Here is a 24,424-nt window from a genome sequence, read left to right as displayed (position 1 = left end):
CGCTACCGCAAGCTGTAGCGGATGGGCAGGTGCTTGATGCCCCCGACGAATATGGTGGACATCCGCTCGACATCCCCGTCGATCTCGATGGACTCCAGCCGGGGCAGTAGTGCCGAGAAGAAACTGTTGACCTCCATCCGCGCCAGCGCGGCACCCAGGCAGAAGTGCACGCCGAATCCGAACGCCAAGTGTTTGTTGGGATCTCGACTCACATCGAAGGTGAACGGATTACCGAAGGTGTCTTCATCGCGATTACCCGAGGGGTAAGAGAGCAGCACCGAATCACCCTCAGCGATGGGGACGCCGCGAATCTCGGTATCGGCCGTCGCAGTTCGCATGAACTCCTTGACCGGCGTCACCCACCGAATCATCTCGTCGACCGCCAGCGGCATGAGATCGGGATTCTCGCGCAGCCGCGCCAGCTGGTCCGGATGCTGCAGCAGGGCTTCGAGCCCACCGGCGATGGTGGCGCTGGTGGTGTCGTGCCCGGCGGTGGCGATGATCGTGTAGTACGAGGCGGTGTCGACGTCGCTGAGCAGCTCGCCGTCGACCTTCGCGTTGGCGATCGTTGATGCCAGGTCATCGGTGGGGTTCTCGCGGCGGGACGCGGTCAGGCCGCTGAAGTATCCGAAGAAGTCCAGCAGGGCCAGCAGCTGCTCCTCCGGAGTGGCGCCGCGCTGGAACTCGGTGTCATCGCCGCCGAAGAGCTCCTGGGTGAGCTTGAGCATCCGGTCGAAGTCCGATTCGGGAATCCCGAGCAGAGACATGATGACGTACAGCGGGAAGTGCACCGCGACGTCCTGCGCGAAATCGCAGGTGCCGCCGGCCTCCATCAATTTGTTCACGTATCGGGTGGCCAGTTCGTCGGTGCGGAGTTTCATGTCCCGCATGGCCTTTGGCCGGAACCAGTCGGCTCCGATGGCGCGCAACACGCGATGCTTGGGATCGTCGATATGTACCAGGGTCTTGAGCTCGATCCCCATGGCCGCCTGCTTGTCCAGCTCGGCCTCTTGCTCGAGGTTCATCAGCAGCGGACGCGGTTCGTTGATCCAGAGCGTGTTGTCGCGCTCGACGTCCATGATGTCGTCGTGCTTGGTGACCGCCCAGAATGGTCGATAGTTGTCGGTGACAACTCTCGCCACGGGTTGTTCACGCCGTAACAGGGTCAGCGCGTCGTGCAGGCGGGGCTCGTCGGCATAGGCGGTCGGATCGGCCAATACTCGGCCGGCTTCCTCGATTTCAGACAGTGCGGTGGCCATAGCCGGAGTGTGCGCGCGGCACACCATAGATTTGTCTATAACGGCAAAATTTGGCCGCCGAAGGAGTTTAGGCGGGGGTCACCCAGGTGGTGATCTCTGCCTTCACCACTTCCTTGCCGTCACGATCGGTGATGCTGATCGGCACCACCACATCGGTGCCTTCGGTGATCGAGGCGAAGTCCAGGCCCTCCAACGTGGCGACGGCTCGTAGCGAGGTGGTGGCCTTACCGAGGTACTGCACATTCATCGCCTTGGGAATCCACCGATGTGAGGACGGGGTGGTGGCCTCCATCAACATGCCCATCGCGACCTCGGCCAGGTTGCATGCGGCGATCGCATGGAATGTCTTGAGATGGTTGTAGACGAAGTACCACTTGGGAGCGGTCACCTCGCAGTAGCCCGGCTCCATCCGGTGCACATGCGGCACCACGGAGGCGAAGTAGGGGACACGGGCCATCATGGCGGCGGAGAACAGGGCGGAGCCGCCGGGCTTGTTCTGCAGACGCTGCCAGGCCTTATAGGTCGGAGATGCACTCACAGCACGTACCTTACTCGAAAGTAAGATGACTGCGAACCCGGCCACCGACTCCTCCTCGATTCACGGCCAGAGCCGGGTGCGCTCCCATCCGTCGTCAGTGCGCTGGTAACTCAGCCGCAGGTGTTTCCGGTCGGGGGAGCCCTGCCAGAACTCCACCTGCGTGGGCCGTACCGAATACGACACCCACTCAACCGGTGCCAGCTCCGGGTCGTCTGCCAACTTCCGGTGGGCCTTGTCGAGCTCGGCGTCGATTTCCGCGGCGTCCGCCAGTGGCTGGCTCTGCCGCAGCGTCAAGGCCATGGCTCGGGATCCGATGGGCCTGCTCAGGAAGTCGGCAGCGCTCGCCTGTGCACCGTCGTCGACAACCGTGCCCACCACTCGCACCTGCCGCACCACCGCCGGCCAGTGAAAGGTCAGCGCCGCGACAGGATGCGATGACAGATCGCGGCCCTTCTGACTCGCCGAGCTTGCCGCGAAGTGCCAGCCGTTCTCATCGATGGCCTTCACGATCAGCACCCGTGCGCGCGGTGCACCCTGCGCATCGACCGTCGAGATCGTCATCGCGTGCGGTTCGGGAACGCCTGCCTGCACCGCCTGCTCGATCCATTCGGCGAACAAGGGGAGCGGTTCGTCAGGGGCGCAGTCGATGTTGAACGGTGGGGCACTGCCGGAGAGGACGGGCAGTGCCCGCAGAAATGAACGCCCTCCGTCGGCTTCTGACCAGCGCACGTCACGACCTCCTCAACGAATCTTGTACTAGCGTTCCAGAGGTCCCCGGATTCGCAGGTCAGGGGCTCGCAGTTGCCGTTGCCGGATGGGTGCACCAGGGATTTGGCCGCAGCCGCGGGATAAGGCATACTGTTCGGGTTGCCGTGAACCGGTTGCAGTGCCTTGGGTCGCCCATGGTGCGCTGCGAACGGGGACGGCGAACCACAAGCGCCCTTACGGGCGCGTCGGCCCAGTCCAAGCGACGAGAATTTTCGCCGCGGACGACTGCGCGCGAGGGCGACACGCCCGACCGCGGGGGTCGGTGAACTACGACAGGTAAACAGCGGCGGTATCGGGTGGTGCGCTTCGGCGCGCTCCGGACCAGTGATAGTAGAGGTAGGAAGCGTGGCGGGACAGAAGATCCGCATCAGGCTCAAGGCCTACGACCATGAGGCCATTGATGCCTCTGCGCGCAAGATTGTTGAGACGGTGACCCGTACCGGCGCGAGTGTCGTTGGACCTGTGCCGCTGCCAACCGAGAAGAACGTGTATTGCGTTATCCGGTCGCCGCACAAGTACAAGGATTCGCGCGAGCACTTCGAGATGCGCACCCACAAGCGGCTCATCGACATCCTCGACCCGACGCCGAAGACGGTTGACGCGCTTATGCGCATCGACCTGCCGGCCAGCGTCGACGTGAACATCCAGTAGGAGAACCAGAAACCATGGCAAGAAAAGGAATTCTGGGCACCAAGCTGGGTATGACACAGGTGTTCGACGACAACAACCGGGTTGTCCCGGTGACCGTCGTCAAGGCCGGACCCAATGTGGTGACCCGCATCCGCACCCCCGAGCAGGATGGCTACAGCGCCGTTCAGCTGGCGTTCGGTGAGATCAGCCCGCGCAAGGTGACCAAGCCGGTCACCGGTCAGTTCGCTGCCGCGGGTATCAACCCCCGTCGCCACCTGGCCGAGCTGCGTCTGGACGACGAGGCCGCTGCCGCCGAGTACGAGGTCGGCCAGGAGCTGACCGCCGAGATCTTCAGTGACGGCGCGTACGTGGACGTCACCGGAACCTCGAAGGGTAAGGGCTTCGCCGGAACCATGAAGCGTCACGGCTTCAGTGGTCAGGGCGCAAGCCACGGTGCGCAGGCCGTGCACCGTCGTCCCGGCTCGATCGGTGGCTGCGCCACCCCGGGTCGTGTCTTCAAGGGCACACGGATGTCCGGACGTATGGGTAGCGATCGCGTCACCACGCAGAACCTGGTGGTGCACAAGGTTGATGCTGAGAACGGCGTACTGCTGATCAAGGGTGCCATCCCCGGACGTAAGGGTGGCCTGGTTGTGGTCCGCACCGCTGTCAAGCGAGGTGAGAAGTAGTGTCTGAGGATTTTTTGAAGATCGCAGTCAAGGCTCCGGGCGGCAAGACGGACGGCTCCATCGAGCTGCCGGCCGAATTGTTCGACGCCCCAGCCAATATCGCGCTGCTGCACCAGGTGGTGACCGCTCAGTTGGCCGCAGGCCGTCAGGGCACCCACTCCACCAAGACGCGTGGCCTGGTGTCCGGTGGTGGCAAGAAGCCTTACCGCCAGAAGGGAACCGGCCGTGCCCGTCAGGGTTCGACCCGCGCCCCGCAGTTCACCGGTGGTGGCATCGTCCACGGCCCGCAGCCGCGTGACTACAGCCAGCGCACGCCCAAGAAGATGATCGCCGCCGCCCTGCGCGGTGCGCTGTCTGACCGGGCTCGCAACGGCCGGATCCACGCGATCACCGAACTGGTTGCCGGACAAGAGCCCTCGACCAAGAGCGCCAAGTCGTTCCTGGCCGAGATCAGCGACCGCAAGCAGGTACTGGTGGTGCTGGGCCGCGACGATCTGACTTCGGTCAAGAGCGTCCGGAACCTGCCGAACGTGCATGTGCTGGCCTACGACCAGCTCAATACCTATGACGTGCTGAAGGCCGATGACGTGGTGTTCAGCGTCGAGGCCCTCAACGGCTTCATCAACGCCAAGAAGAAAGAGGAGGTGTCGGCCTGATGGCAACCATCGCTGACCCCCGCGACATCATCCTGGCCCCGGTGATCTCGGAGAAGTCGTACTCGTTGATCGAAGACAACGTGTACACCTTCATCGTCCACCCGGACTCGAACAAGACGCAGATCAAGATCGCCATCGAGCAGATCTTCAGCGTCAAGGTCTCCTCGGTGAACACCGCCAACCGGCAGGGCAAGCGCAAGCGCACCCGCACCGGTTTCGGACAGCGCAAGAGCACCAAGCGCGCCATCGTCACCCTGGCACCGGGTAGCAAGCCGATCGACCTGTTTGGAGCCCCCGCGTAGTCGGGGAGTAGAGGACTAGAGAAGACATGGCTATTCGCAAGTACAAGCCGACGACCCCCGGTCGCCGCGGCTCGAGCGTCGCCGATTTCTCGGAGATCACTCGCTCGACTCCCGAGAAGTCGCTGGTTCGCCCGCTGCACGGCACCGGTGGCCGTAACGCCCACGGCCGCATCACCACTCGTCACAAGGGTGGCGGCCACAAGCGTGCCTACCGGTTGATTGATTTCCGTCGCCACGACAAGGACGGCGTCAACGCCAAGGTCGCGCACATCGAGTACGACCCCAACCGCACCGCGCGTATCGCGCTGCTGCACTTCCTGGACGGCGAGAAGCGTTACATCATCGCGCCGGTCGGGCTGTCGCAGGGTGACGTGGTGGAGTCGGGCGCCAACGCCGACATCAAGCCCGGCAACAACCTGCCGCTGCGCAACATCCCGACGGGTACCACCGTGCACGCCGTGGAGCTGCGTCCCGGTGGTGGAGCCAAGATGGCCCGCTCTGCCGGTGCCGGAATCCAGCTGCTGGGCAAGGAAGGCGCTTACGCCTCCCTGCGTATGCCCAGCGGTGAGATCCGCCGTGTCGACGTGCGCTGCCGCGCCACCGTCGGCGAGGTCGGCAACGCCGAGCAGGCCAACATCAACTGGGGTAAGGCCGGCCGTATGCGGTGGAAGGGCAAGCGCCCCACCGTCCGTGGTGTCGTGATGAACCCGGTCGACCACCCGCACGGTGGTGGTGAAGGTAAGACCTCCGGTGGTCGTCACCCGGTGAGCCCGTGGGGCAAGCCCGAAGGCCGCACCCGCAAGCCCAACAAGGCGAGCGACAAGCTCATCGTCCGTCGCCGGCGCACCGGCAAGAAGCGCTAGGAGTAAGCGATGCCACGCAGCCTCAAGAAGGGCCCGTTCATCGACGACCATCTGCTCAAGAAGGTCGACGTACAGAACGAGAAGAACACCAAGCAGGTCATCAAGACCTGGTCGCGTCGGTCGACCATCATCCCCGACTTCATCGGCCACACCTTCGCGGTGCACGACGGGCGCAAGCACGTCCCCGTCTTCGTCACCGAAGCAATGGTCGGTCACAAGCTGGGTGAGTTCGCCCCGACGCGGACCTTCAAGGGTCACATCAAGGACGACCGAAAGAGCAAGCGGCGCTAATGACTACAACGACTGAATACCCATCGGCCAAGGCCGTTGCACGGTTCGTGCGGGTCTCGCCGACCAAGGCACGCCGGGTCATCGACCTGGTGCGCGGCAAGTCGGTAACCGACGCCATCGATATCCTGCGGTGGGCGCCGCAGGCAGCCAGCGAGCCGGTTTCCAAGGTCATCGCCAGCGCTGCTGCCAACGCGCAGAACAACGACGGCCTGGATCCCTCCACCCTTGTGGTGACGGAGATCTTCGCCGACGAGGGCCCGACCGCTAAGCGCATCCGTCCCCGCGCGCAGGGTCGTGCATTCCGGATCCGCAAGCGCACCAGCCACATCACCGTGGTGGTGGAGAGCCGTCCCAAGTCCGAGAAGGGTGGTAAGGGCGGAACCTCACAGGCCGCCGCTCGCGCCCGCCGGGCCGAGGGCTCGAAGGCTGCCGCCAACAAGACCACCGCTGAGGCGAAGGGAGGCTCGCGCTAGTGGGCCAGAAGATCAATCCGCACGGTTTCCGGCTCGGTATCACCACCGACTGGAAGTCCCGCTGGTACGCCGACAAGCAGTACGCGGACTACGTGAAGGAAGACGTGGCGATCCGCCGCCTCCTGGCCACTGGCCTGGAGCGCGCCGGCATTGCCAAGGTGGAGATCGAGCGCACCCGTGACCGGGTTCGCGTTGACATCCACACCGCACGTCCCGGCATCGTCATCGGCCGTCGTGGCACCGAGGCCGACCGCATCCGCGCCGACCTGGAGAAGCTGACCAAGAAGCAGGTGCAGCTGAACATCCTCGAGGTGAAGAACCCCGAGGCCGAGGCGCAGCTGGTTGCCCAGGGTGTCGCCGAGCAGCTCTCGAATCGTGTGGCGTTCCGTCGCGCGATGCGCAAGGCCATCCAGTCGGCCATGCGTCAGCCGAACGTCAAGGGCATCCGGGTGCAGTGCTCCGGTCGTCTTGGCGGTGCTGAGATGAGCCGCTCGGAGTTCTACCGCGAAGGCCGGGTGCCACTGCACACGCTGCGCGCCGACATCGACTACGGCCTGTACGAGGCCAAGACGACCTTCGGCCGTATCGGTGTGAAGGTCTGGATCTACAAGGGCGACATCGTCGGTGGCAAGCGCGAGCTCGCCGCCTCGGTGGCCGCGCCTGCCGGTGACCGTCCGCGCCGTGAGCGTCCGGCCGGTGCCCGTCCGCGTCGTAGCGGCGCCTCGGGTACCACCGCGACGAGCACCGAGGCCGGCCGTGCCGCCGCTGAAACCCCGGCCGGAGATGCTCCGGCCGAGACAAGCACGGAGAGCTGAACATGCTGATTCCCCGTAAGGTCAAGCACCGCAAGCAGCATCACCCGAAGAAGAAGGGCACCGCCTCGGGCGGTACCACTGTTGCCTTCGGTGACTACGGCATCCAGGCGCTGGGCCACGCATACATCACGAACCGGCAGATCGAGTCCGCTCGTATCGCCATCAACCGGCACATCAAGCGTGGCGGCAAGGTGTGGATCAACATCTTCCCGGACCGCCCGCTGACCAAGAAGCCCGCCGAAACCCGCATGGGTTCCGGTAAGGGTTCGCCGGAGTGGTGGGTTGCGAACGTCAAGCCCGGTCGTGTGCTGTTCGAGTTGAGCTACCCGAACGAGGAGACCGCGCGCGAGGCCCTGACGCGCGCGATCCACAAGCTGCCGATCAAGGCGCGCATCATCACACGAGAGGAGCAGTTCTGATGGCAGTGGGAATTTCCGCTGGCGAACTGCGGGAAAGCACCGAAGACGAGCTGATCACCAAGCTGCGTGAGTCCAAGGAAGAGCTGTTCAACCTGCGCTTCCAGATGGCCACCGGTCAGCTCGCCAACAACCGTCGGCTGCGTGCGGTGCGCCAGGAGATCGCGCGCATCTACACGGTGATGCGTGAGCGCGAGCTCGGATTGGCCGCAGGACCCGATAGCGAGGACAGCAAGTGAGCGAGACCAAGAAGGCCGCCGGGCCTAAGCACACCCCGGCCACCGAGCAGCCGCGTGGGCGTCGTAAGACCGCCATCGGCTACGTCGTGTCGGACAAGATGCAGAAGACCATCGTGGTCGAGCTCGAGTCCCGTAACCGGCACTCGCTGTACGGCAAGATCATCCGCACCACGTCGAAGGTCAAGGCCCACGACGAGAACGGTGACGCCGGTGTCGGCGACCGCGTCTCGCTGATGGAGACCCGTCCGACCTCCGCCACCAAGCGGTGGCGCCTGGTCGAGGTTCTCGAGAAGGCCAAGTAAGCAGATACGCATAAAGCGCGCCGTTCCCGAAAGGGGCGGCGCGCTTTTGCGTTGGGGTGCATTGCGCCGAGTGCATACCGCACGCAGGTGAATCCGGCGATTTGTCTGCGTGCGGTATGCGTTCGACGACTAGCGCCGCAGGAAGTCCACGACCGTCTGCTCGAAGGCCTGCTTGGCTTCGATCATCACCCAGTGGCCGCTGTTGGGGAAGATGTGCAGCTCGGCGTTGGGGATGAGCCGCATCGGCACTATCGCCATGTCCGGCGGGCTGACCCTGTCGTCGCGGCCCCAGGTGAGCAGGGTCGGGCACTTGATCTTGTGCATCATCGCCCAGTACGGCGCGATGTCGGCGTTCGCGAGGAACTGCTGTTGCATGGCAAAGGCTTTGGAGCCGTACATCAGCTGCGCGGTTTTGTGCGCGTCCGGGTTGATCGCCGCTTCCCAACGCTCCTCGATGAGTTCCTCGGTGACCACGGCGGGATTCCACACCATCGAGTTGAGCCAGCGGACCAGCTTGTCGCGATCGGGGTTGTCGGTGAACTCCTGTAGCAGGCGCAGGCCCTCGCTGGGGCTCGGGCTGAAGATGTTCGGTCCTACGCCGCCGATGGTGACGAGTTTGGTGATGCGATCGGGGTGCTTGATCGCCAGGTTGATACCGACGACCCCGCCCATCGAGTTCCCGACGATAGCGGCGGATTCGATGCCGAGGCCGTCCATGAACCGGATGACCGAGGCGCCGGCCGTCAGGACCGGGTGCCCCTGCACGGCGTCGCTGACGCCGAACCCGGGGAACTCCAAGACGTAGGTGTGGAAATGCTTCGCGAAAACCTCGAGGTTCCCGCGGTAATTGCGCCACCCGGTCACGCCGGGCCCCGAGCCGTGCAGCAGGATCAGCGGCTCGCCCTCCCCGGCCTCGTGGTAGCGCAGCACACCCTCATCGGTGGCCAGTTCCTTCTTGGTGCCCTCGTATGTCACGTCCACGACATAAGAGTAGAACGTGTTTCAGTTTCCGGTGACGGCGGTGCCCGCTGAGTGGGTGATCCGCGCACGTGCCGTCCGGGCGCGGATCAGGAGTGAGTAAGGGCCCGGTAAGAGTCATTTCGGATGGTGCCAACCTCTGTAAATGTGTGGGCCGACCTGTCTACGCTGGACGAATGAACCGATACGTCAAGCGTGGATCGGTCGGGGTTTCGATATTCGCGGTATCCGCGGCAGCCGCCGCGGTGCTCACCGCACAAACGGAGAGCTCTCCCACCGCCAGAGCGGCGGGCTGTCCGGATGTGGATGTGTCCTTCGCGCGCGGGACCAACGATTCGCCGGGCCTCGGCGATGTCGGCAAGGCCGTCACCGACGAGATCGTCGAGCGGCTCCCGGGCAAGAGTGTCGACATCTATGCGGTCAATTACCCGGCCAGTTTCGATTGGGTCCGTGCCGGCGACGGCGCCAATGACATGAGCTTCCACGTCCAGGAAGTCGCGCGAAACTGCCCGAACACTCAGTTCGTGCTTGGCGGTTTCTCTCAGGGCGCAGCCGTCGTCGATGTGCTGTTCGGCAAGAACGGAACAGGTCTCACCTTCAACAACCCGCTCCCGGCCGACCTTGAAAAGCGCGTCCCCGCAATCGTATTGATCGGGAATCCGAAAAATTGGCAGGTTGCTGGCATGAATCTGGACCTGGAGATCCGGGACGATCTGCGCAGCAAGGTCATCGACATCTGCAACCCCGGTGACGGGATCTGTGATCCGGCAGGCGGTGGACTCGGCCCGCACATGCAGTACAAATCCGACGGATCGGCCGACCGGGCCGCCGATTTCGTCGTCGGCCGGCTCAACGCGGTGGCCGCCAGCAGTAGCGCCACGACACCCAGCAGCAGTTCGACGAGCGGCCCGGCGTCGACCTCCAAGAGCGCCAATCCGTTGAGCGCGACGACCTCGCCCGCTGCCACGACGCCATCGCCCACCACATCGGTACCGCAACCCTCATCGTCCACGCCGAAGCCGGTGGCGGCATCGCCGACGCGCAAGGCGCCGGCGTGGATGATGCCGTCGACCGATGGTCCGGCAGCCGACGCTCCCGCTGCGGTGGCGTCGACCAGCAGCATCACCGCGCCCGATCCTGCCCGCCACGGCCCTCCGCCAGGCCCGGCATCCGGTGGTCAGTAAGCCTGCATGACTGTTTCGAGTACCCACACGCCAACTCCATCGGGCCGGGCCGACACTCGCCGCGCCATCTGGAACACCATCAGAGGATCCTCCGGGAATCTCGTCGAGTGGTACGACGTCTACGTCTACACCGTCTTCGCGATGTACTTCGAGAAGCAGTTCTTCGATGAGACCGACGAGAACTCGACGGTCTACGTGTACGCGATCTTCGCGGTCACCTTCATCACGCGGCCCCTGGGGTCGTGGTTCTTCGGCAGGTTCGCCGACCGGCACGGCCGCCGTGCCGCGCTGACCATCAGCGTCTCGCTGATGGCGGCGTGCTCCATGGTGATCGCCCTGGTGCCTTCGCGTACCAGCATCGGAATGGCCGCACCGATCGTGCTGATCCTGTGCAGGCTCGTCCAGGGCTTCGCGACGGGAGGCGAGTACGGCACCTCAGCCACCTACATGTCCGAGGCGGCCACCCGCGAACGGCGCGGGTTCTTCTCGTCGTTCCAGTACGTGACATTGGTCGGCGGCCATGTGCTTGCCCAGTTCACGCTGCTGATCATTCTGACCGTCTTCGACAAGGATCAGGTTCACGAATTCGGTTGGCGCATAGCCTTTGCCGTCGGAGGTGTGGCCGCGATCGTCGTGTACTGGCTGCGGCGCACCATGGACGAATCGCTCAGCGAGGAGCAGCTCGCGGCCATCAAGGCCGGTGCCGACACCAGCTCCGGGTCGATGCGCGAGCTGCTCACCCGGTACTGGAAACCGCTGCTGCTGTGCTTCCTCATCACCATGGGCGGCACTCTCGCGTTCTACACGTACAGCGTCAACGCGCCGGCAATCGTCAAGACCGCCTATAAGGACCAGGCCATGACTGCCACCTGGATCAATCTGGCGGGGCTGATCTTCCTCATGCTGCTGCAACCCATCGGCGGACTCATCAGCGACAAGGTGGGCCGCAAGCCGCTGCTGCTGTGGTTCGGCTTTGGGGGAGTGGTCTACACGTATGTCCTCATCACGTATCTGCCGCAGACGCGGTCGCCGATCGCATCGTTTCTGTTGGTGGCCGGGGCTTACGTCATCCTGACCGGATACACCTCGATCAATGCGCTGGTGAAATCCGAGCTTTTTCCGTCTCATGTGCGCGCGCTCGGGGTAGGGGTCGGCTATGCGCTGGCGAATTCGGTGTTCGGCGGGACCGCGCCACTGATCTATCAGGCGCTCAAGGAGCACGGTCAGGTGCCGCTGTTCATCGTCTACGTCACGGTGTGCATCGCGATATCGCTGGTGGTGTACCTGGTCTTCCTGAAGAACAAGGGCGATACCTATCTGGATCGCGAGCAGGGCTCGGCTTTCAATCGGTAGCACCCCGTCGAGACCGAGGTTGTGGCGAGAATGTGCGAGACGAATCCGCCAGAACCAAGGTTTCGGCGAGGGGAGTCGGCGAGGGGAGCGGGTGCGGTGGCTCGGATTTGTATCCGACCTGCGGGTTCACCTACACTAGGGCGGTTGTCTTGTGGGTGCTTGGCGCCCCGGGGCAGGTAGGCATTCCCACCAGGTGAAAACCCGGGGATGGCGCGCGCCCTGAAGACAACATGACCGCGTGTGTCGGGTCGGAATCCGGCACACATCCACTTCCAGGTCACGTAGGAGAGACCAGTGATTCAGCAGGAGTCACGGCTGAAGGTCGCCGACAACACCGGTGCCAAGGAAATCTTGTGCATCCGCGTGCTCGGTGGCTCGTCGCGACGCTATGCCGGGATCGGGGACATCATTGTGGCGACCGTCAAGGACGCCATCCCCGGAGGCACCGTCAAGCGTGGTGACGTCGTCAAGGCCGTCGTAGTCCGTACCGTCAAAGAGCGTCGCCGCCCGGATGGCAGCTACATCAAGTTCGATGAGAACGCCGCCGTCATCATCAAGGCCGACAATGACCCGCGTGGTACCCGCATCTTCGGGCCCGTCGGTCGCGAGCTTCGCGACAAGAAGTTCATGAAGATCGTTTCGCTCGCCCCGGAGGTGCTGTAAATGAAGGTGCACAAGGGCGACACCGTTCTCGTCATCGCCGGCAAGGACAAGGGCGCCAAGGGCAAGGTCATCGCGGCCTACCCGGAGCGCAACCGTGTCCTCGTCGAGGGCGTGAACCGTATCAAGAAGCACACCGCACAGTCGGCAAATGAGCGTGGCGCGCAGTCCGGTGGGATTGTCACCCAGGAGGCCGCCATCCACGTGTCGAACGTGATGGTGATCGACTCCGACGGTAAGCCCACTCGTATCGGCTACCGCATCGACGAAGAGACCGGCAAGAAGGTCCGCATCTCCCGCCGCAACGGGAAGGACATCTGATGACCACTACCGAAAACGCACAGCCCCGTCTGAAGACTCGCTACCGCGAAGAGATCAAGACCGCGCTGAACGACGAGTTCAAGTACGCCAACGTGATGCAGATCCCGGGCGTCGTGAAGGTTGTCGTCAACATGGGTGTCGGCGACGCTGCGCGTGACGCCAAGCTCATCAACGGCGCCGTCACCGACCTGGCCGCGATCACCGGCCAGAAGCCGGAGATCCGCAAGGCTCGCAAGTCCATCGCACAGTTCAAGCTGCGTGAAGGCATGCCGATCGGTGCCCGCGTCACGCTGCGCGGCGACCGCATGTGGGAGTTCCTGGACCGTCTCGTGTCCATCGCACTGCCGCGTATCCGCGACTTCCGCGGCCTGTCGCCCAAGCAGTTCGACGGCAAGGGCAACTACACCTTCGGTCTCACCGAGCAGTCGATGTTCCACGAGATCGACGTGGACTCCATCGACCGCCCGCGGGGCATGGACATCACCGTCGTCACCTCGGCGACCAACGACGACGAGGGACGGGCCCTGCTGCGCCAGCTCGGCTTCCCCTTCAAGGAGAACTGATATGGCAAAGAAGGCTCTGGTCAACAAGGCCGCCAAGAAGCCCAAGTTCGCCGTGCGCGCGTACACCCGGTGCAACCGGTGTGGCCGTCCGCATGCCGTGTTCCGCAAGTTCGGCCTGTGCCGAATCTGCCTGCGGGAGATGGCACACGCCGGCGAGCTGCCAGGCATTCACAAGAGCAGCTGGTAAGCCACTGATCAATAGGCCGGGACTCATCGAGTCCCGGCCTATTGTCGTCTCTCCAGCGGTCCGGACCTTCAGGCCATTACGCTTGCGCCCGTGCCCGAGAAGCGAGACATGACGCGGTTGCTATTGGCTGTGCTGATGCTCCTGGCAGCCGTCGTGGCATGCAGTCCCACCACAGCCGCGGACCCGACGATCGTCAACACCCGTGCGGGCGCGGTGCGCGGCCACATCGACGACGAGGTGCGTGTCTTCACCGCTATTCCATACGCGGCACCGCCGGTCGGCCCGCGACGGTTCACCGAGCCAGAACCCGTCGAGCCGTGGTCGGACACCCGCGATGCGACGGGCCCGGGCGTCGAATGCCCGCAGCCTGGGGCCGAGAGCGATCTGACCCAGAGCGAGGACTGCCTGGTCCTCAACGTCACGATGCCGCGCCACACCCAGGGGAAGGTGCCGGTGCTGGTGTGGATTCACGGCGGTGCCTTCATCGCCGGTAACGGTGTCGGCTACAACGCGCGAAAACTGGCCGCCCAGGGCGGGATTGCCGTGGTCACCATCAATTACCGGCTGGGGACGCTGGGATTCCTGGCCGCACCGGGCCTGTCCGATGTGATCGGCAACTACGGATTGCTGGATCAGGAGGCGGCGCTGCGCTGGGTGCGTGACAACATCGCCGCGTTCGGTGGTGACCCCGGTCAGGTAACCATCGGTGGCCAATCGGCGGGCGGCGTATCGGTGTGCGATCTGATGGTGGCGCCGAAGGCCTCCGGGCTGTTCCGGTCGGCCATCATGGAGAGTGCCCCGTGCCAGGCACAGGCCCCCGTCTCGTCCGCCGTCCGTGACAGCATCGCCTATGCGGCCGACGTGGGTTGCCCGGCCGGGCCCGGTGTTGCCGCGTGCTTGCGCGCGTTATCGGTTGATGCGCTGCGGGATTCGCCACAGTTCACCGGCATTGGACTGCCGGTGAGCCCGGTGACCGGGACACCGGAGCTTCCGGCGCCGCCACTGGACGCATTCACCAGCGGCCTGTCGTCTCCCGTCCCCGTCCTCATCGGCAGTAACGCCAACGAGGCGACAGTGTTCGAGGCCCAGCAGTATCAGCACAAGCCCGTGCCCGGCGCCGAGGAGTATCAACGTGCGCTGGAAAGCAAGTACGCGGACCGCGCCACCGAACTCGGACGGCGATATCCCTTGTCTGCGTACGGCGGGAACGTGCTCGCCGCGCTGGCGGCGATCGACACCGACAACAGCTACGCGTGCCCGACCCTCGATATGGCCGAGGCCCTGGTCAGGAAGGCGCCGGTGTACGCCTACGAATTCGCTGACCCCGCCGCACCGGTAGAGCAGCAGTATCAAGGCGCGCCGTTGCCGTTGGGCGCCTCGCACGGTTCGGAATTGGGTTACCTGTTCGATCTGTCCAGACCGTTGAGTCAGGAATCGGCGGCCCTGTCCACGCAGATGATCAGCTACTGGGCACAGTTCGTGAAGACCGGGAATCCCAACGGCGGCGGTCAACCGGAATGGCCCAAATATGCGCCTGGAGGTGCGTTCTTGCGTCTGGCGCCACCGACGCCCAAGCCGATGGCGGGCTTCGCCGACAGCCATCAGTGTGGGTACTGGCGGTAGCCGCCGCTGCGGGCCGATCTGGGAACGCTCGTCATCTAGACTCAGCCGGTGGTTGACCGCCGGCGAGATATCCAAGGTTTGCGGGCGGTAGCCGTTCTGCTGGTGGTCGCCTATCACAGCGGTCTCCCGGTTCCCGGTGGATTCATCGGCGTCGATGTCTTCTTCGTCATCTCCGGATTTGTGATCACCCGACTGCTGCTGCGCGAGACCGGCAGGACGGGCCACATCGATCTGCGTCGCTTCTATGCGCGCCGGGTACGCCGTCTGCTGCCCGCGCTCGCCCTGTTGATCGTCGTGGTGCTGCCGATCGCCGCAGTCATCCAAAGTCCGCTGGGGTCAATGCAGGTCGCGGCACGAACGGCCGCCGCCGCAGCCCTATTCGTCTCGAACGCGGTGCTTTTCCTGGAGCCCTCCGGATACTTCGCGGCGCCGGCGGCGATGAATCCGTTCCTGCACACCTGGTCGCTGGCGGTCGAGGAGCAGTTCTATCTCATCTTCCCAGCCACGATGGCGTTGGCTGCCTACGTGGCGGCCCGTCGGCGGGCAAGTCGCTTGGTTGTCACCTTCTCGCTGCTTCTGGCGCTGTCGGTGGTATCGCTGCTGCTCGCGATCTATCTGACGGCCAGCGATGGTCTCCCGTTCCATGCGCACAATGCGGCCTTCTCGTTCTACAGCTCGCCTACGCGCGCATGGGAGTTCGGCGTCGGTGCGCTGATCGCCTTGGGGGAGAGCCGGATACGCCGATGGGATACCCGAGTCGCGTTACCGATAGCGGCGCTCGGCGCGGCCGGCGTCACCTGGGGCGCCGTTGCGATATCCGCGGCAGACCCTTTTCCAGGAATCAATGCGCTGGTCCCGGTGCTGGGCGCGGGCCTGCTGATCATCGCTGGGACCGTACCGTCGCGCCAGCCTGTCGGCTGGTCGCTGTCGTCGGCGCCGATGCAATGGATCGGGGATCTGTCCTACAGCTGGTACCTGTGGCACTGGCCGCTCATCGTTTTCGCCAACAATCTGCTCGGCGCCGAGCACCGATGGCTGGTGCCCTGCGTGGGCGTGCTCTCGTTGCTTCCGGCCTGGTTGTCCAAACGGTATGTCGAGGACCCGATCCGGACGGGACGGAAACTGGCCGATCTGCGCGCGCCGCGACTCGCGGCGGCGTCGGTCGGCGTGGCGGTCTTCGTTTCGGCTGTGACATTCGGTGCCGCGCAGATAGCCACACCGGAGATTCGCGACGCGCGTGCGCAGCGGGCAGCCCATCTGGATGTCGGCAGAGGGTGCGTCGGCAACATGCCGGATGCCGAAAAGACCCGTCTGGACTGTCTGTGGCCCCAAGGCGCGGATGTCGATTCGCGGTCGGTCGTCCTCGTCGGCGATTCCAATGCCGGACAGTTCGCCGAGGCGCTCGTCCCGGCGGCGACGCAGCAAAACCGGTCGATGCTTCTCGCGACAAACGCCGCCTGCCCTTTCGTGGAGCTCGTGCTGGATCCTTCGCCACCCGGCTGCGCCGACTTCGTGCAGCGTTGGACGAGTGCGCTGGCAGACGTCCGCCCGGGCCTGGTGGTGATCGCCTCCGCCTCGAGTGACTACTTCCTGGCCGATCAACATGTGCGGTTCCGGCTTCCGGATACGCAGGAATGGATCACTGATGACGCCGGTAAGGGCCGGTTGTGGCAGCTGGGCATGGCCGCGGTGTTGCAGAAGCTATCGGAGGCGCGTGTCCCCGTCGTGGTGGTGCGTACCTTGCCGCACTTCGTGAACTGGGATCTGTACAAGTGCCCGGGGTACGAGGTCTGGCTGTCGCCCTCCCGGTGCGGTCGCTCCGAGGCGTTGGCAGAAGTTCAGCGCCAGCAGAACACGGCTGCGGCCGCCGAGCAGCGTGCCGCCCAGGGGCTCGTCGGGGTGTCCACCATCGACCTGGGGCCGGTGGTCTGTCCGGATGGCGTATGTCGCACCAACATCGATTCTCGGTGGGTAGCGCGCGACGGCGGACACATCACCGTGGGCGAAGCTCAACGGCTGCAGCCGGAATTCGCGCGTCTCATCGCTGAACGCGCCCGCCCGTGAGTCGACACGCGCGCCGTCACCGGTGGTGTCCCGGCACACCTTCGGCGGCTCGACCAATTCTGACTCAGCAACCTTCGCCGCTGTGCCAGCGAGTTCCGGTGAACCGGCGCTCGCGCCTCTGTCGAATGCGGCCTGGGTAGTCGGACACTTTGCTATCGATTCAGCGCCTGGCGTGTGTCAGCAGGCCAGGAACGTTGCGGGGCTGTGGCCTGTGCTGGAGTTCTCTGCGCAGTGTTGCGCATCTCGCAACGAATGGCTGAGTTAGCGGCGGCGGTCCAGCTGGTATACCTTTGTGAGGCCACATTGCTGATAGTCCGGCAGTGGCTCGACAAACTCGCTGATCTGGAGGGTTGGTTAGCGAGAGGGGTCGAAGAAATCATGTCTGAGCAAATATGACGAATGGACACACCGATGCAGGTCTCGCAGGGTCGACGAGAAATCAGCAAGGCGCGGTTGCGCACCACCGGCGTCGCGGCGCTCGCAGCGCTGGCGCTTGTGGCGCTTCCCGGTGTGGCCAGCGCGGATCCCGGGGTACTGCAGTCCACTGATCAGCTGGGGCTGCGCTTCGAGACGAGCAGCACACCTCAGCCCGAAGGGGCAACCACCACCGTCACAGTGCGTGCTGCGGATGGGAAGGTCGTGCAGACGATCTCCGAGCCCTTCAAGGGCTTCCTCGGCAACGCCGATGTCGAGCTGCTCGACATCGACCAGGACGGGCGTGACGATCTGCTGGTTCAGGTGGATGCGCGCGTCAAGGACGGAAAATGGGCGATCTGGCACGCGGTGGGCACCAACCCCAAGTTGTCGCGTGTCGGAGTGGTGGACGGGCATCCCGAGGCTGCCGGACCGGGCCTGATCAGGACGCAGACCGAACAGGGCACGTTCTTCTACACGATCAAGGGCAACGCACTGGCCACCGCGCCCGCACCTGCGGCCTAGCCTCGCGGTCTTATGCCGCTTGGTTAGCCAAATGCGCTGTGGTGCACTCTATTAGGTATGCCTGAGGCTCTGCACCCCGTCTTCCAGCCGCGTTTCCAGACCGTCCTCGCACGTAACCCGGGGGAGGCGGAATTTCAGCAGGCTGTCTACGAGGTGATGGCCAGTCTTACCCCGTTGGTCGGCAAGACGCCGGACTATGACCGCTGGTCGATCCTGGAACGCATCTGCGAACCCGAGCGGCAGATCATCTTTCGGGTCCCATGGATCAGGGACGACGGTGCTGTCGAGATCAACCGCGGCTATCGGGTGGAGTTCAACTCCGCGCTGGGCCCGTACAAGGGCGGTCTGCGTTTTCATCCGAGCGTGAACCTGTCGATCGTCAAGTTCCTCGGTTTCGAGCAGATGTTCAAGAACGCGCTCACCGGCCTCCCGATCGGCGGCGGCAAGGGCGGATCCGATTTCGATCCCAAGGGGCGTTCCGACGCCGAGATCATGCGCTTCTGTCAGTCCTTCATGACCGAGCTGTACCGGCACATCGGCGAATACACGGACGTGCCCGCCGGTGATATCGGCGTGGGTCAGCGTGAGATCGGGTATCTGTTCGGGCAGTACAAGCGCATCACCAATCGCTACGAATCGGGCGTGCTGACCGGTAAGGGGCTGCCCTGGGGCGGATCTCAGGTGCGTACCGAGGCCACCGGTTACGGCGTCGTGCTTTTCGCGCAGGAGATGCTCGCGATGCGTGCGCAATCTCTGGCCGACAAGACGGTCGTGGTGTCCGGCGCGGGGAACGTCGCGATCTATGCCGTCGAGAAGGCCCAGCAGCTGGGCGCGAAGGTCATCGCCTGTTCCGACAGCGACGGCTACCTTGTCGACGAACGCGGCCTGAATCTCGAACTGCTCAAGGAGATCAAAGAGGTCCGGCGGGGCCGGCTCTCCGAGTACGTCCAGGAGCGCGGTGGCGGAGCGCGTCAGGTCACCGACGGCACGATCTGGGAGGTGCCCTGCCAGGTCGCGCTGCCGTGCGCCACGCAGAACGAACTCGACGGCAAGGACGCCCGCAGGCTCATCGAGAACGGCGTGCAGCTGGTCGCCGAGGGTGCCAACATGCCGTGCACTCCCGAGGCGGTGAAGTACTTCCAGGACGCGGCGGTGCTGTACGCCCCCGGCAAGGCCTCGAACGCCGGCGGAGTGGCGACGAGTGCACTGGAAATGCAGCAGAACGCCAGCCGTGACTCGTGGTCGTTTGAGCAGACTGAAAGCCGCCTGCAGTCGATCATGCGGTCCATCCACAGCACCTGCGTGGAAACGGCGGATCACTACGGCGACCCCGGAAACTATGTGACTGGCGCCAACCTCGCCGGATACACCCGCGTCGCCGATGCGATGGTGGCCCTGGGCGTCATCTGAGAACCGTGTTCGGCGGTTCGGCCCCGGCCGTGCATGTGCTGTGTTATCAGTGACATATGCGCAGGTACAGCGCGCTGGCGCTCGCGGTTGTCACGGCATTGGGCGGTGCCGCGGTGGCGCACGCCGACCGGCTCGAGCCGGTGCCGCTGTACGGCACTTACGACACCTACCTGGACCATTCGCGGCAGACATTCGAGGGCAGGCCCGACGCCTCGGAGCCCTCGACCCAGGCCGCGAGCTTCACCACCACCTGCGGCGCGCAGGGCTGTGTCGCGCATTGGTTGCGGCTGGCCGAGCTTGCCGACAATCCCGATGCGCCCGCACTGTTCGACTACCGGTGGAATGACGATCGATGGGAATCGGCCTCGGACTATCCGTTCCACTGCAGCGATGGCGGCGCGGTGATCGCGGACCGGTCCGACTTCCTGATCCCGAACGGCGATGGCAGCTTTTCGGGCGAGCGCACGTTCACCGTGGGGGCGCCGGGATGCCCCGACGACGGACCGGGCACCTACTGGCTGCCGTTCACGCTGACACCGACCGGCTGACCTGCCGCCGTCGATTTGGTCGGTACGTCCAGGTCACCTACACTTGACCGGTTGCCTGGGCTGTGTTTCGCCTATGGCCGGTCGGTATGTGCTTTCAGACTCCATGGATCGCACTATCGATGCACGACCCCTGACCGAACCCGGTCAGATACGGAAGATCACTTCGCAGTAGGCCCACCACGGGATGTACCAGGCCCTTTACGGGAACCAGTACGAGCGTGCTGTATGGGAACCGCGGCGAGAAAGGTTGATGGACTCTGTCATGACTATGACTGATCCGATCGCAGACTTTCTGACACGTCTGCGCAATGCCAACTCGGCATACCACGATGAGGTGACCCTTCCGCACTCGAAGATCAAGGCCAACATCGCCGAGATCCTCAAGCGCGAGGGCTACATCACCGATTACCGCACCGAGGACGCCCGCGTGGGCAAGAGCCTGGTTGTCTCGCTCAAGTACGGCCCCAGCCGTGAGCGCAGCATCGCCGGACTGCGCCGCGTGTCGAAGCCCGGTCTGCGTGTGTACGCAAAATCCACCAATCTGCCCAAGGTTCTCGGTGGCCTCGGCGTGGCGATCATCTCCACGTCCACTGGTCTGCTCACCGACCGCCAGGCGGCCCGACAGGGCGTGGGCGGCGAAGTCCTCGCGTACGTCTGGTAGGGGAGGACTAGAAACATGTCGCGTATTGGAAAGCAGCCAGTGCTGGTTCCCGCCGGAGTGGACGTCAACATCGACGGCCAGAACATCTCCGTCAAGGGTTCCAAGGGCACTCTGGAACTGACAGTGAGCGAGCCGATTGCGGTCTCGCGCAACGACGAGGGCGCCATCGTGGTGACCCGTCCCGATGACGAGCGGCGCAACCGCTCGCTGCACGGGTTGTCCCGCACCCTGATCGCCAACCTGGTGACCGGTGTGACACAGGGTTACACCACCAAGATGGAGATCTTCGGCGTGGGTTACCGCGTCGTCGCCAAGGGATCGAACCTGGAGTTCGCGCTCGGTTACAGCCACCCGGTGCTGATCGAGGCGCCTGAGGGCATCACGTTCGCGGTCGAGACCCCCACCAAGTTCTCGGTCAGCGGAATCGACAAGCAGAAGGTTGGCCAGATCTCGGCCAACATCCGCCGCCTGCGTCGCCCCGACCCTTACAAGGGCAAGGGCATTCGCTACGAGGGTGAGCAGATCCGCCGCAAGGTCGGAAAGACAGGTAAGTGACCATGGCTCAAACGAAGACAGAAGCGAAGCAGCACGAGCCCGTCGGCAAGAGTGTCTCGGAGGTGCGCCGCACCTCGCGTCTGCGCCGCCACGCACGTCTGCGCAAGAAGGTGTCCGGCACGGACGCACGGCCACGTCTGGTCGTCAACCGTTCGGCCCGCCACATCCACGTGCAGCTGGTCAACGATCTCACCGGCACCACCCTGGCGGCGGCCTCGTCCATCGAGCCCGACGTGCAGGCAGTGGACGGCGACAAGAAGGCGCGCAGTGCTCGGGTCGGTCAGCTGATCGCCGAGCGTGCGAAGGCCGCCGGCGTGGACACCGTGGTGTTCGACCGCGGTGGCTACACCTACGGTGGCCGGATCGCCGCACTCGCCGACGCCGCCCGCGAGAACGGGTTGGTGTTCTGATGTTCGTGACTTTCAACGGAAGGAATGCATGATGGCGCAGCGCAATTCGGGCGCTCCCGACAATGCGGGCGGCGCCAACGAGGGTCGCGACGGCGGCCGTGGACGCCGTGACAACCGCGACGACCGTCGTGGTGGGCGTGACAACGCCGAGAAGAGCAACTACCTGGAGCGCGTGGTCACCATCAACCGCGTCTCCAAGGTCGTCAAGGGTGGTCGCCGGTTCAGCTTCACCGCACTGGTGATCGTCGGAGACGGCAACGGTCTGGTGGGCGTCGGCTACGGCAAGGCTAAGGAAGTTCCGGCCGCCATCGCCAAGGGTGTGGACGAGGCTCGCAAGAACTTCTTCCGCGTTCCGCTCATCGGTGGCACCATCGTCCACCCGGTTCAGGGCGAGGATTCCGCCGGTGTCGTCATGCTGCGTCCGGCCTCGGCCGGTACCGGTGTGATCGCCGGTGGCGCTGCCCGCGCGGTGCTTGAATGCGCCGGCGTGCACGACATCCTGGCCAAGTCGCTGGGTAGCGACAACGCCATCAACGTGGTCCACGCAACCGTCGCGGCGCTCAAGCAGCTGCAGCGCCCCGAAGAGGTTGCGGCCCGGCGTGGTCTGCCCATCGAGGACGTGGCACCGGCCGGCATGCTCCGGGCCCGCGCCGAGTTCGCAGCTGCGGCAGCACAGGGAGGCAGCCATGGCTGACGTGAAGATCACCCAGGTGCGCAGCACCATCGGAGCCCGATGGAAGCAGCGCGAAAGTCTGAAGACACTGGGTCTGCGCAAGATTCGCCAGACCGTTGTCCGTGAGGACAACGCGCAGACCCGCGGCCTGCTCCAGGTGGTTCGCCACCTGGTCACCGTCGAGGATGTGAAGTAAGCAATGACCATCAAACTGCATCACCTACGCCCGGCCCCGGGCTCCAAGACCGAGCGCACCCGCGTCGGCCGTGGTGAGGGGTCCAAGGGTAAGACCGCGGGTCGCGGTACCAAGGGCACCAAGGCACGTAAGAACGTGCCGGTGACCTTCGAGGGTGGGCAGATGCCCATCCACATGCGGCTCCCGAAGCTCAAGGGCTTCAAGAACCGCTTCCGCACCGAATACCAGGTGGTGAACGTGGCCGACATCGAGCGGCTGTTCCCCGAGGGTGGCGACGTCACCATCGAGGCCCTGGTTGCCAAGGGTGCGGTGCGCAAGAACGAGCTGGTGAAGGTGCTCGGCAACGGAGACCTCAAGGTCAAGGTGTCGGTGACTGCCAACAAGTTCAGCGACTCGGCTCGCGAGAAGATCACCGCCGCAGGCGGATCGGTCAACGAGGCCTAGTAACCGCTTTCCAGAAAGGGCGTCCACCTTCGGGTGGGCGCCCTTTCTGCTTCGCCGAGTGCATACCAGGAGCAGAGCTATCGCGTGAACTGCCTGCGTGCGGTATGCACTCGGCGAAGCAGCAGGCTCATGTCTGCGGACGTGTGCCCAGCACATCCCGAAACAGTGCCTGACGTAGCGCCAGTTCGCGGGGATCGCTGAACAGGTGAAAGCCCAATCGGTTCATCACGTAGGCGAATCCGATACCGGTGTCGGGGTCGGCAAAGCCAAACGATCCACCGAGCCCGGGGGTGCCGAATGCCTTCCCGGAGGACCCAAAGACGCAGTCGCGAAACGGTTTGCAGTACCCCAGCGAGAACACCGAGTCGACATGCAACACCTTGTCGCGGATACCTCTGCTGGGAGGGACTGCGGGCTCTGTCACCGTTTCGAGGGTCGCCGGTGTCAGACCGAGTTCGGCCCCGCCGGTTGCCGCGCAACCATATGCGCGAGCCACCGAGCGGGCCGAGCCGATCCCGTTGGCGGCGGGCATCTCGACGGTACGCACCTTCTCTTGGTTGAAGTCGGTCATCGCATCGATATCGTTGGGCAGGTTGGCACTTCGGCCGGTGAGGCCGCGAGGATTCAGAAGTCCCAGTACAAATCGGGGCGGCATGGTGTTGAGGTGCAGCAATGCTTCGTGCCGCTTCCAGCCATGTAGTTCGGCCACCCGGCCGCGGTCCACCGAGGCGGGCAATCCGATGTGCAGATCCAGGCTCAGCGGAGCGGCGATCTCGTCGGCGAAGAACCGTCCGATGGTGCGGCCGGCAGGGTCGGTGCGACGGATGAGCTCGGATTCGTACCACCCCAGGGTGAGTGCGTGGTAGCCATGTCGGGTGCCCGGCGTCCACGCTGGTTTTTGGGCGGCAAGCACCGCGGAGACCTTGATCGGGTCGGTCAGGTCTGCCAGCTTCAGCGGCGCGTCGAGTGCGGGCAACCCGGCCTGGTGGGACAGCAGTTGACGCACCGTGACATTGGCCTTACCGGCCTGGGCGAACTCCGGCCAGTAGTCCGCGACCTTCGCGTCGTAGTCGAGCAGCCCGCGCGATGCGGCGACGGAGACAGCAAGGGATGCAACACCTTTGGTGGTGGAAAACATGTTGACTATGGTGTCTTCACGCCACGGGTCCTTGGTGAGGCCGTTGCGGTAACCACCCCATAGGTCGACGACCTTCACACCGTCGCGGTATACGGAGAAGGCGGCACCGATTTCGTCTCCGCGCGCGAAGTTGGCGCGGAATGCATCGGCGATCTTGCCGTACCCTTCATCGACATCGCCGCCGATCAGAGCAGGTGACACCGTCATCTTGAGCGTCATTCGACAGTCATACCATCGGGCACGCGGGCCGGGCGGTGATTCAGTCGTCTAGGTCAG

33 protein-coding genes are annotated in these 24,424 nt (G+C 64.5%); 28 read left to right on the top strand and 5 right to left on the bottom strand.

The annotated features are described in order from the left end of the window. Nucleotides 1-2: 2 nt before the first annotated feature. The 3 genes from RHO23_RS15620 to RHO23_RS15610 form a co-directional block, all read right to left on the bottom strand. Entirely contained in the window at nt 3-1,259 is a 1,257-nt protein-coding gene (locus RHO23_RS15620; RefSeq protein WP_070941384.1) for a cytochrome P450, read from the bottom strand. Nucleotides 1,260-1,326: 67 nt separating this feature from the next. Further along, nucleotides 1,327-1,797, bottom strand: coding sequence for a hotdog fold domain-containing protein (locus tag RHO23_RS15615; protein WP_030096691.1), 471 nt, complete (start codon nt 1,795-1,797; stop codon nt 1,327-1,329). Between the two features lie 60 nt (nt 1,798-1,857). Next, nucleotides 1,858-2,526 carry a pyridoxine/pyridoxamine 5'-phosphate oxidase gene (locus RHO23_RS15610; RefSeq protein ID WP_423488044.1) on the bottom strand — a complete coding sequence of 223 codons (669 nt, stop codon included), beginning with the start codon at nt 2,524-2,526 and terminating at the stop codon, nt 1,858-1,860. Between the two features lie 384 nt (nt 2,527-2,910). Here RHO23_RS15610 and rpsJ point away from each other — a divergent pair, with 384 nt between their 5' ends. From rpsJ to rpsQ, 11 genes are read left to right on the top strand one after another with little or no spacing between them, the layout of a single operon-like run. Then, entirely contained in the window at nt 2,911-3,216 is a 306-nt protein-coding gene (rpsJ, locus tag RHO23_RS15605; RefSeq protein WP_003883485.1) for a 30S ribosomal protein S10, read from the top strand. Nucleotides 3,217-3,230: 14 nt separating this feature from the next. After that, nucleotides 3,231-3,884: a 50S ribosomal protein L3 gene (rplC, locus tag RHO23_RS15600; protein ID WP_030096693.1), complete on the top strand. Its 654-nt coding sequence runs from the start codon at nt 3,231-3,233 to the stop codon at nt 3,882-3,884. A 14-nt stretch (nt 3,885-3,898) separates the two neighbouring features. Next, the gene (rplD, locus tag RHO23_RS15595; protein ID WP_030096694.1) at nt 3,899-4,540 is read left to right on the top strand and encodes a 50S ribosomal protein L4; all 642 of its coding nucleotides are present in this window, start codon (nt 3,899-3,901) and stop codon (nt 4,538-4,540) included. Beyond that, nucleotides 4,540-4,842 carry a 50S ribosomal protein L23 gene (gene rplW, locus RHO23_RS15590; protein ID WP_005055645.1) on the top strand — a complete coding sequence of 101 codons (303 nt, stop codon included), beginning with the start codon at nt 4,540-4,542 and terminating at the stop codon, nt 4,840-4,842. Before rplD ends, rplW begins: the two co-directional genes overlap by 1 nt. Before the next feature lie 26 nt (nt 4,843-4,868). Then, nucleotides 4,869-5,705, top strand: coding sequence for a 50S ribosomal protein L2 (gene rplB, locus RHO23_RS15585; RefSeq protein WP_030096695.1), 837 nt, complete (start codon nt 4,869-4,871; stop codon nt 5,703-5,705). 9 nt (nt 5,706-5,714) lie between these two features. Beyond that, a complete protein-coding gene (gene rpsS, locus RHO23_RS15580) occupies nt 5,715-5,996 on the top strand; it encodes a 30S ribosomal protein S19 (protein WP_030096696.1) in 282 nt (93 codons plus the stop codon). After that, nucleotides 5,996-6,469: a 50S ribosomal protein L22 gene (gene rplV, locus RHO23_RS15575; RefSeq protein ID WP_030096697.1), complete on the top strand. Its 474-nt coding sequence runs from the start codon at nt 5,996-5,998 to the stop codon at nt 6,467-6,469. The genes rpsS and rplV overlap by 1 nt, the downstream gene beginning before the upstream one ends. After that, complete coding sequence (rpsC, locus tag RHO23_RS15570) at nt 6,469-7,284, top strand: 30S ribosomal protein S3 (protein WP_030096698.1); 816 nt, start codon at nt 6,469-6,471, stop codon at nt 7,282-7,284. The genes rplV and rpsC overlap by 1 nt, the downstream gene beginning before the upstream one ends. A gap of 2 nt (nt 7,285-7,286) precedes the next feature. Continuing rightward, entirely contained in the window at nt 7,287-7,703 is a 417-nt protein-coding gene (rplP, locus tag RHO23_RS15565) for a 50S ribosomal protein L16 (protein WP_030096699.1), read from the top strand. After that, the gene (rpmC, locus tag RHO23_RS15560; RefSeq protein ID WP_030096700.1) at nt 7,703-7,939 is read left to right on the top strand and encodes a 50S ribosomal protein L29; all 237 of its coding nucleotides are present in this window, start codon (nt 7,703-7,705) and stop codon (nt 7,937-7,939) included. Before rplP ends, rpmC begins: the two co-directional genes overlap by 1 nt. Continuing rightward, on the top strand, nt 7,936-8,241 hold the full coding sequence (gene rpsQ, locus RHO23_RS15555) for a 30S ribosomal protein S17 (protein WP_030096701.1): 306 nt from the start codon (nt 7,936-7,938) through the stop codon (nt 8,239-8,241). Before rpmC ends, rpsQ begins: the two co-directional genes overlap by 4 nt. Nucleotides 8,242-8,370: 129 nt before the next feature. Here rpsQ and RHO23_RS15550 read toward each other — a convergent pair whose 3' ends face one another. Then, on the bottom strand, nt 8,371-9,222 hold the full coding sequence (locus RHO23_RS15550; RefSeq protein ID WP_030096702.1) for an alpha/beta fold hydrolase: 852 nt from the start codon (nt 9,220-9,222) through the stop codon (nt 8,371-8,373). Between the two features lie 173 nt (nt 9,223-9,395). Here RHO23_RS15550 and RHO23_RS15545 point away from each other — a divergent pair, with 173 nt between their 5' ends. From RHO23_RS15545 to rplO, 17 genes are all read left to right on the top strand, one after another. Further along, nucleotides 9,396-10,403 carry a cutinase family protein gene (locus RHO23_RS15545; protein WP_070915372.1) on the top strand — a complete coding sequence of 336 codons (1,008 nt, stop codon included), beginning with the start codon at nt 9,396-9,398 and terminating at the stop codon, nt 10,401-10,403. A gap of 6 nt (nt 10,404-10,409) precedes the next feature. After that, entirely contained in the window at nt 10,410-11,756 is a 1,347-nt protein-coding gene (locus RHO23_RS15540; RefSeq protein WP_423488043.1) for an MFS transporter, read from the top strand. A 294-nt stretch (nt 11,757-12,050) separates the two neighbouring features. After that, a complete protein-coding gene (rplN, locus tag RHO23_RS15535) occupies nt 12,051-12,419 on the top strand; it encodes a 50S ribosomal protein L14 (RefSeq protein WP_005055680.1) in 369 nt (122 codons plus the stop codon). Continuing rightward, a complete protein-coding gene (gene rplX / locus RHO23_RS15530; protein ID WP_030096705.1) occupies nt 12,420-12,737 on the top strand; it encodes a 50S ribosomal protein L24 in 318 nt (105 codons plus the stop codon). Continuing rightward, on the top strand, nt 12,737-13,300 hold the full coding sequence (rplE, locus tag RHO23_RS15525) for a 50S ribosomal protein L5 (RefSeq protein ID WP_030096706.1): 564 nt from the start codon (nt 12,737-12,739) through the stop codon (nt 13,298-13,300). Before rplX ends, rplE begins: the two co-directional genes overlap by 1 nt. 1 nt (nt 13,301) lies before the next feature. Next, the gene (locus RHO23_RS15520; RefSeq protein ID WP_005055692.1) at nt 13,302-13,487 is read left to right on the top strand and encodes a type Z 30S ribosomal protein S14; all 186 of its coding nucleotides are present in this window, start codon (nt 13,302-13,304) and stop codon (nt 13,485-13,487) included. A 108-nt stretch (nt 13,488-13,595) separates the two neighbouring features. Beyond that, nucleotides 13,596-15,110 (top strand): carboxylesterase/lipase family protein, encoded by a 1,515-nt coding sequence (locus tag RHO23_RS15515; RefSeq protein ID WP_064409495.1) that lies wholly within the window; start codon nt 13,596-13,598, stop codon nt 15,108-15,110. 48 nt (nt 15,111-15,158) lie between these two features. Then, a complete protein-coding gene (locus tag RHO23_RS15510) occupies nt 15,159-17,174 on the top strand; it encodes an acyltransferase family protein (protein WP_082822456.1) in 2,016 nt (671 codons plus the stop codon). Between the two features lie 411 nt (nt 17,175-17,585). Further along, nucleotides 17,586-18,113 (top strand): hypothetical protein, encoded by a 528-nt coding sequence (locus tag RHO23_RS15505; RefSeq protein ID WP_044105301.1) that lies wholly within the window; start codon nt 17,586-17,588, stop codon nt 18,111-18,113. 57 nt (nt 18,114-18,170) lie between these two features. Further along, on the top strand, nt 18,171-19,523 hold the full coding sequence (gene gdhA / locus RHO23_RS15500) for an NADP-specific glutamate dehydrogenase (protein WP_030096710.1): 1,353 nt from the start codon (nt 18,171-18,173) through the stop codon (nt 19,521-19,523). Between the two features lie 56 nt (nt 19,524-19,579). Further along, nucleotides 19,580-20,071, top strand: a complete 492-nt coding sequence (locus RHO23_RS15495; protein WP_064409493.1) for a hypothetical protein — start codon at nt 19,580-19,582, stop codon at nt 20,069-20,071. A gap of 262 nt (nt 20,072-20,333) precedes the next feature. Next, nucleotides 20,334-20,732 (top strand): 30S ribosomal protein S8, encoded by a 399-nt coding sequence (gene rpsH / locus RHO23_RS15490; protein ID WP_030096712.1) that lies wholly within the window; start codon nt 20,334-20,336, stop codon nt 20,730-20,732. Nucleotides 20,733-20,747: 15 nt separating this feature from the next. Continuing rightward, nucleotides 20,748-21,287: a 50S ribosomal protein L6 gene (gene rplF, locus RHO23_RS15485; protein ID WP_423488042.1), complete on the top strand. Its 540-nt coding sequence runs from the start codon at nt 20,748-20,750 to the stop codon at nt 21,285-21,287. A gap of 2 nt (nt 21,288-21,289) precedes the next feature. Further along, entirely contained in the window at nt 21,290-21,697 is a 408-nt protein-coding gene (gene rplR / locus RHO23_RS15480; protein ID WP_030096714.1) for a 50S ribosomal protein L18, read from the top strand. 28 nt (nt 21,698-21,725) lie between these two features. Beyond that, nucleotides 21,726-22,391, top strand: coding sequence for a 30S ribosomal protein S5 (rpsE, locus tag RHO23_RS15475; protein WP_030096715.1), 666 nt, complete (start codon nt 21,726-21,728; stop codon nt 22,389-22,391). Beyond that, nucleotides 22,384-22,566, top strand: coding sequence for a 50S ribosomal protein L30 (gene rpmD / locus RHO23_RS15470; protein WP_005055719.1), 183 nt, complete (start codon nt 22,384-22,386; stop codon nt 22,564-22,566). The genes rpsE and rpmD overlap by 8 nt, the downstream gene beginning before the upstream one ends. A gap of 3 nt (nt 22,567-22,569) precedes the next feature. Beyond that, on the top strand, nt 22,570-23,010 hold the full coding sequence (gene rplO / locus RHO23_RS15465; protein ID WP_030096716.1) for a 50S ribosomal protein L15: 441 nt from the start codon (nt 22,570-22,572) through the stop codon (nt 23,008-23,010). Between the two features lie 127 nt (nt 23,011-23,137). On the opposite strand, the gene RHO23_RS15460 is transcribed toward rplO, so the two are convergent. Next, nucleotides 23,138-24,367 (bottom strand): serine hydrolase domain-containing protein, encoded by a 1,230-nt coding sequence (locus RHO23_RS15460; protein ID WP_423488041.1) that lies wholly within the window; start codon nt 24,365-24,367, stop codon nt 23,138-23,140. Nucleotides 24,368-24,424 lie beyond the last annotated feature (57 nt).

Origin of the sequence: Mycobacteroides sp. PCS013 (assembly GCF_049532645.1) — a bacterium.
In the GTDB taxonomy this organism is placed as follows: domain Bacteria; phylum Actinomycetota; class Actinomycetes; order Mycobacteriales; family Mycobacteriaceae; genus Mycobacterium; species Mycobacterium gwanakae.
Note: the sequence above shows the minus strand (reverse complement) of the source record. Positions and strands in the feature narration are given on the sequence as shown.

What these genes read in the sequence shown, in the direction of transcription:
- rplR (WP_030096714.1), top strand. Translation starts at nt 21,290, where the DNA reads ATGGCTCAAACGAAGACAGAAGCGAAGCAGCACGAGCCCGTCGGCAAG.
- rplO (WP_030096716.1), top strand. Translation starts at nt 22,570, where the DNA reads ATGACCATCAAACTGCATCACCTACGCCCGGCCCCGGGCTCCAAGACC.
- RHO23_RS15505 (WP_044105301.1), top strand. Translation starts at nt 17,586, where the DNA reads ATGCAGGTCTCGCAGGGTCGACGAGAAATCAGCAAGGCGCGGTTGCGC.
- RHO23_RS15540 (WP_423488043.1), top strand. Translation starts at nt 10,410, where the DNA reads ATGACTGTTTCGAGTACCCACACGCCAACTCCATCGGGCCGGGCCGAC.
- rplF (WP_423488042.1), top strand. Translation starts at nt 20,748, where the DNA reads ATGTCGCGTATTGGAAAGCAGCCAGTGCTGGTTCCCGCCGGAGTGGAC.
- rpsE (WP_030096715.1), top strand. Translation starts at nt 21,726, where the DNA reads ATGATGGCGCAGCGCAATTCGGGCGCTCCCGACAATGCGGGCGGCGCC.
- RHO23_RS15620 (WP_070941384.1), bottom strand. Translation starts at nt 1,259, where the DNA reads ATGGCCACCGCACTGTCTGAAATCGAGGAAGCCGGCCGAGTATTGGCC.
- rplC (WP_030096693.1), top strand. Translation starts at nt 3,231, where the DNA reads ATGGCAAGAAAAGGAATTCTGGGCACCAAGCTGGGTATGACACAGGTG.
- RHO23_RS15515 (WP_064409495.1), top strand. Translation starts at nt 13,596, where the DNA reads ATGACGCGGTTGCTATTGGCTGTGCTGATGCTCCTGGCAGCCGTCGTG.
- RHO23_RS15495 (WP_064409493.1), top strand. Translation starts at nt 19,580, where the DNA reads ATGCGCAGGTACAGCGCGCTGGCGCTCGCGGTTGTCACGGCATTGGGC.
- rpsH (WP_030096712.1), top strand. Translation starts at nt 20,334, where the DNA reads ATGACTATGACTGATCCGATCGCAGACTTTCTGACACGTCTGCGCAAT.
- rplB (WP_030096695.1), top strand. Translation starts at nt 4,869, where the DNA reads ATGGCTATTCGCAAGTACAAGCCGACGACCCCCGGTCGCCGCGGCTCG.
- rplV (WP_030096697.1), top strand. Translation starts at nt 5,996, where the DNA reads ATGACTACAACGACTGAATACCCATCGGCCAAGGCCGTTGCACGGTTC.
- rplP (WP_030096699.1), top strand. Translation starts at nt 7,287, where the DNA reads ATGCTGATTCCCCGTAAGGTCAAGCACCGCAAGCAGCATCACCCGAAG.
- rplW (WP_005055645.1), top strand. Translation starts at nt 4,540, where the DNA reads ATGGCAACCATCGCTGACCCCCGCGACATCATCCTGGCCCCGGTGATC.
- rpsS (WP_030096696.1), top strand. Translation starts at nt 5,715, where the DNA reads ATGCCACGCAGCCTCAAGAAGGGCCCGTTCATCGACGACCATCTGCTC.
- rpmD (WP_005055719.1), top strand. Translation starts at nt 22,384, where the DNA reads ATGGCTGACGTGAAGATCACCCAGGTGCGCAGCACCATCGGAGCCCGA.
- rpmC (WP_030096700.1), top strand. Translation starts at nt 7,703, where the DNA reads ATGGCAGTGGGAATTTCCGCTGGCGAACTGCGGGAAAGCACCGAAGAC.
- rplE (WP_030096706.1), top strand. Translation starts at nt 12,737, where the DNA reads ATGACCACTACCGAAAACGCACAGCCCCGTCTGAAGACTCGCTACCGC.
- RHO23_RS15460 (WP_423488041.1), bottom strand. Translation starts at nt 24,367, where the DNA reads ATGACGCTCAAGATGACGGTGTCACCTGCTCTGATCGGCGGCGATGTC.
- rplX (WP_030096705.1), top strand. Translation starts at nt 12,420, where the DNA reads ATGAAGGTGCACAAGGGCGACACCGTTCTCGTCATCGCCGGCAAGGAC.
- RHO23_RS15545 (WP_070915372.1), top strand. Translation starts at nt 9,396, where the DNA reads ATGAACCGATACGTCAAGCGTGGATCGGTCGGGGTTTCGATATTCGCG.
- RHO23_RS15520 (WP_005055692.1), top strand. Translation starts at nt 13,302, where the DNA reads ATGGCAAAGAAGGCTCTGGTCAACAAGGCCGCCAAGAAGCCCAAGTTC.
- gdhA (WP_030096710.1), top strand. Translation starts at nt 18,171, where the DNA reads ATGCCTGAGGCTCTGCACCCCGTCTTCCAGCCGCGTTTCCAGACCGTC.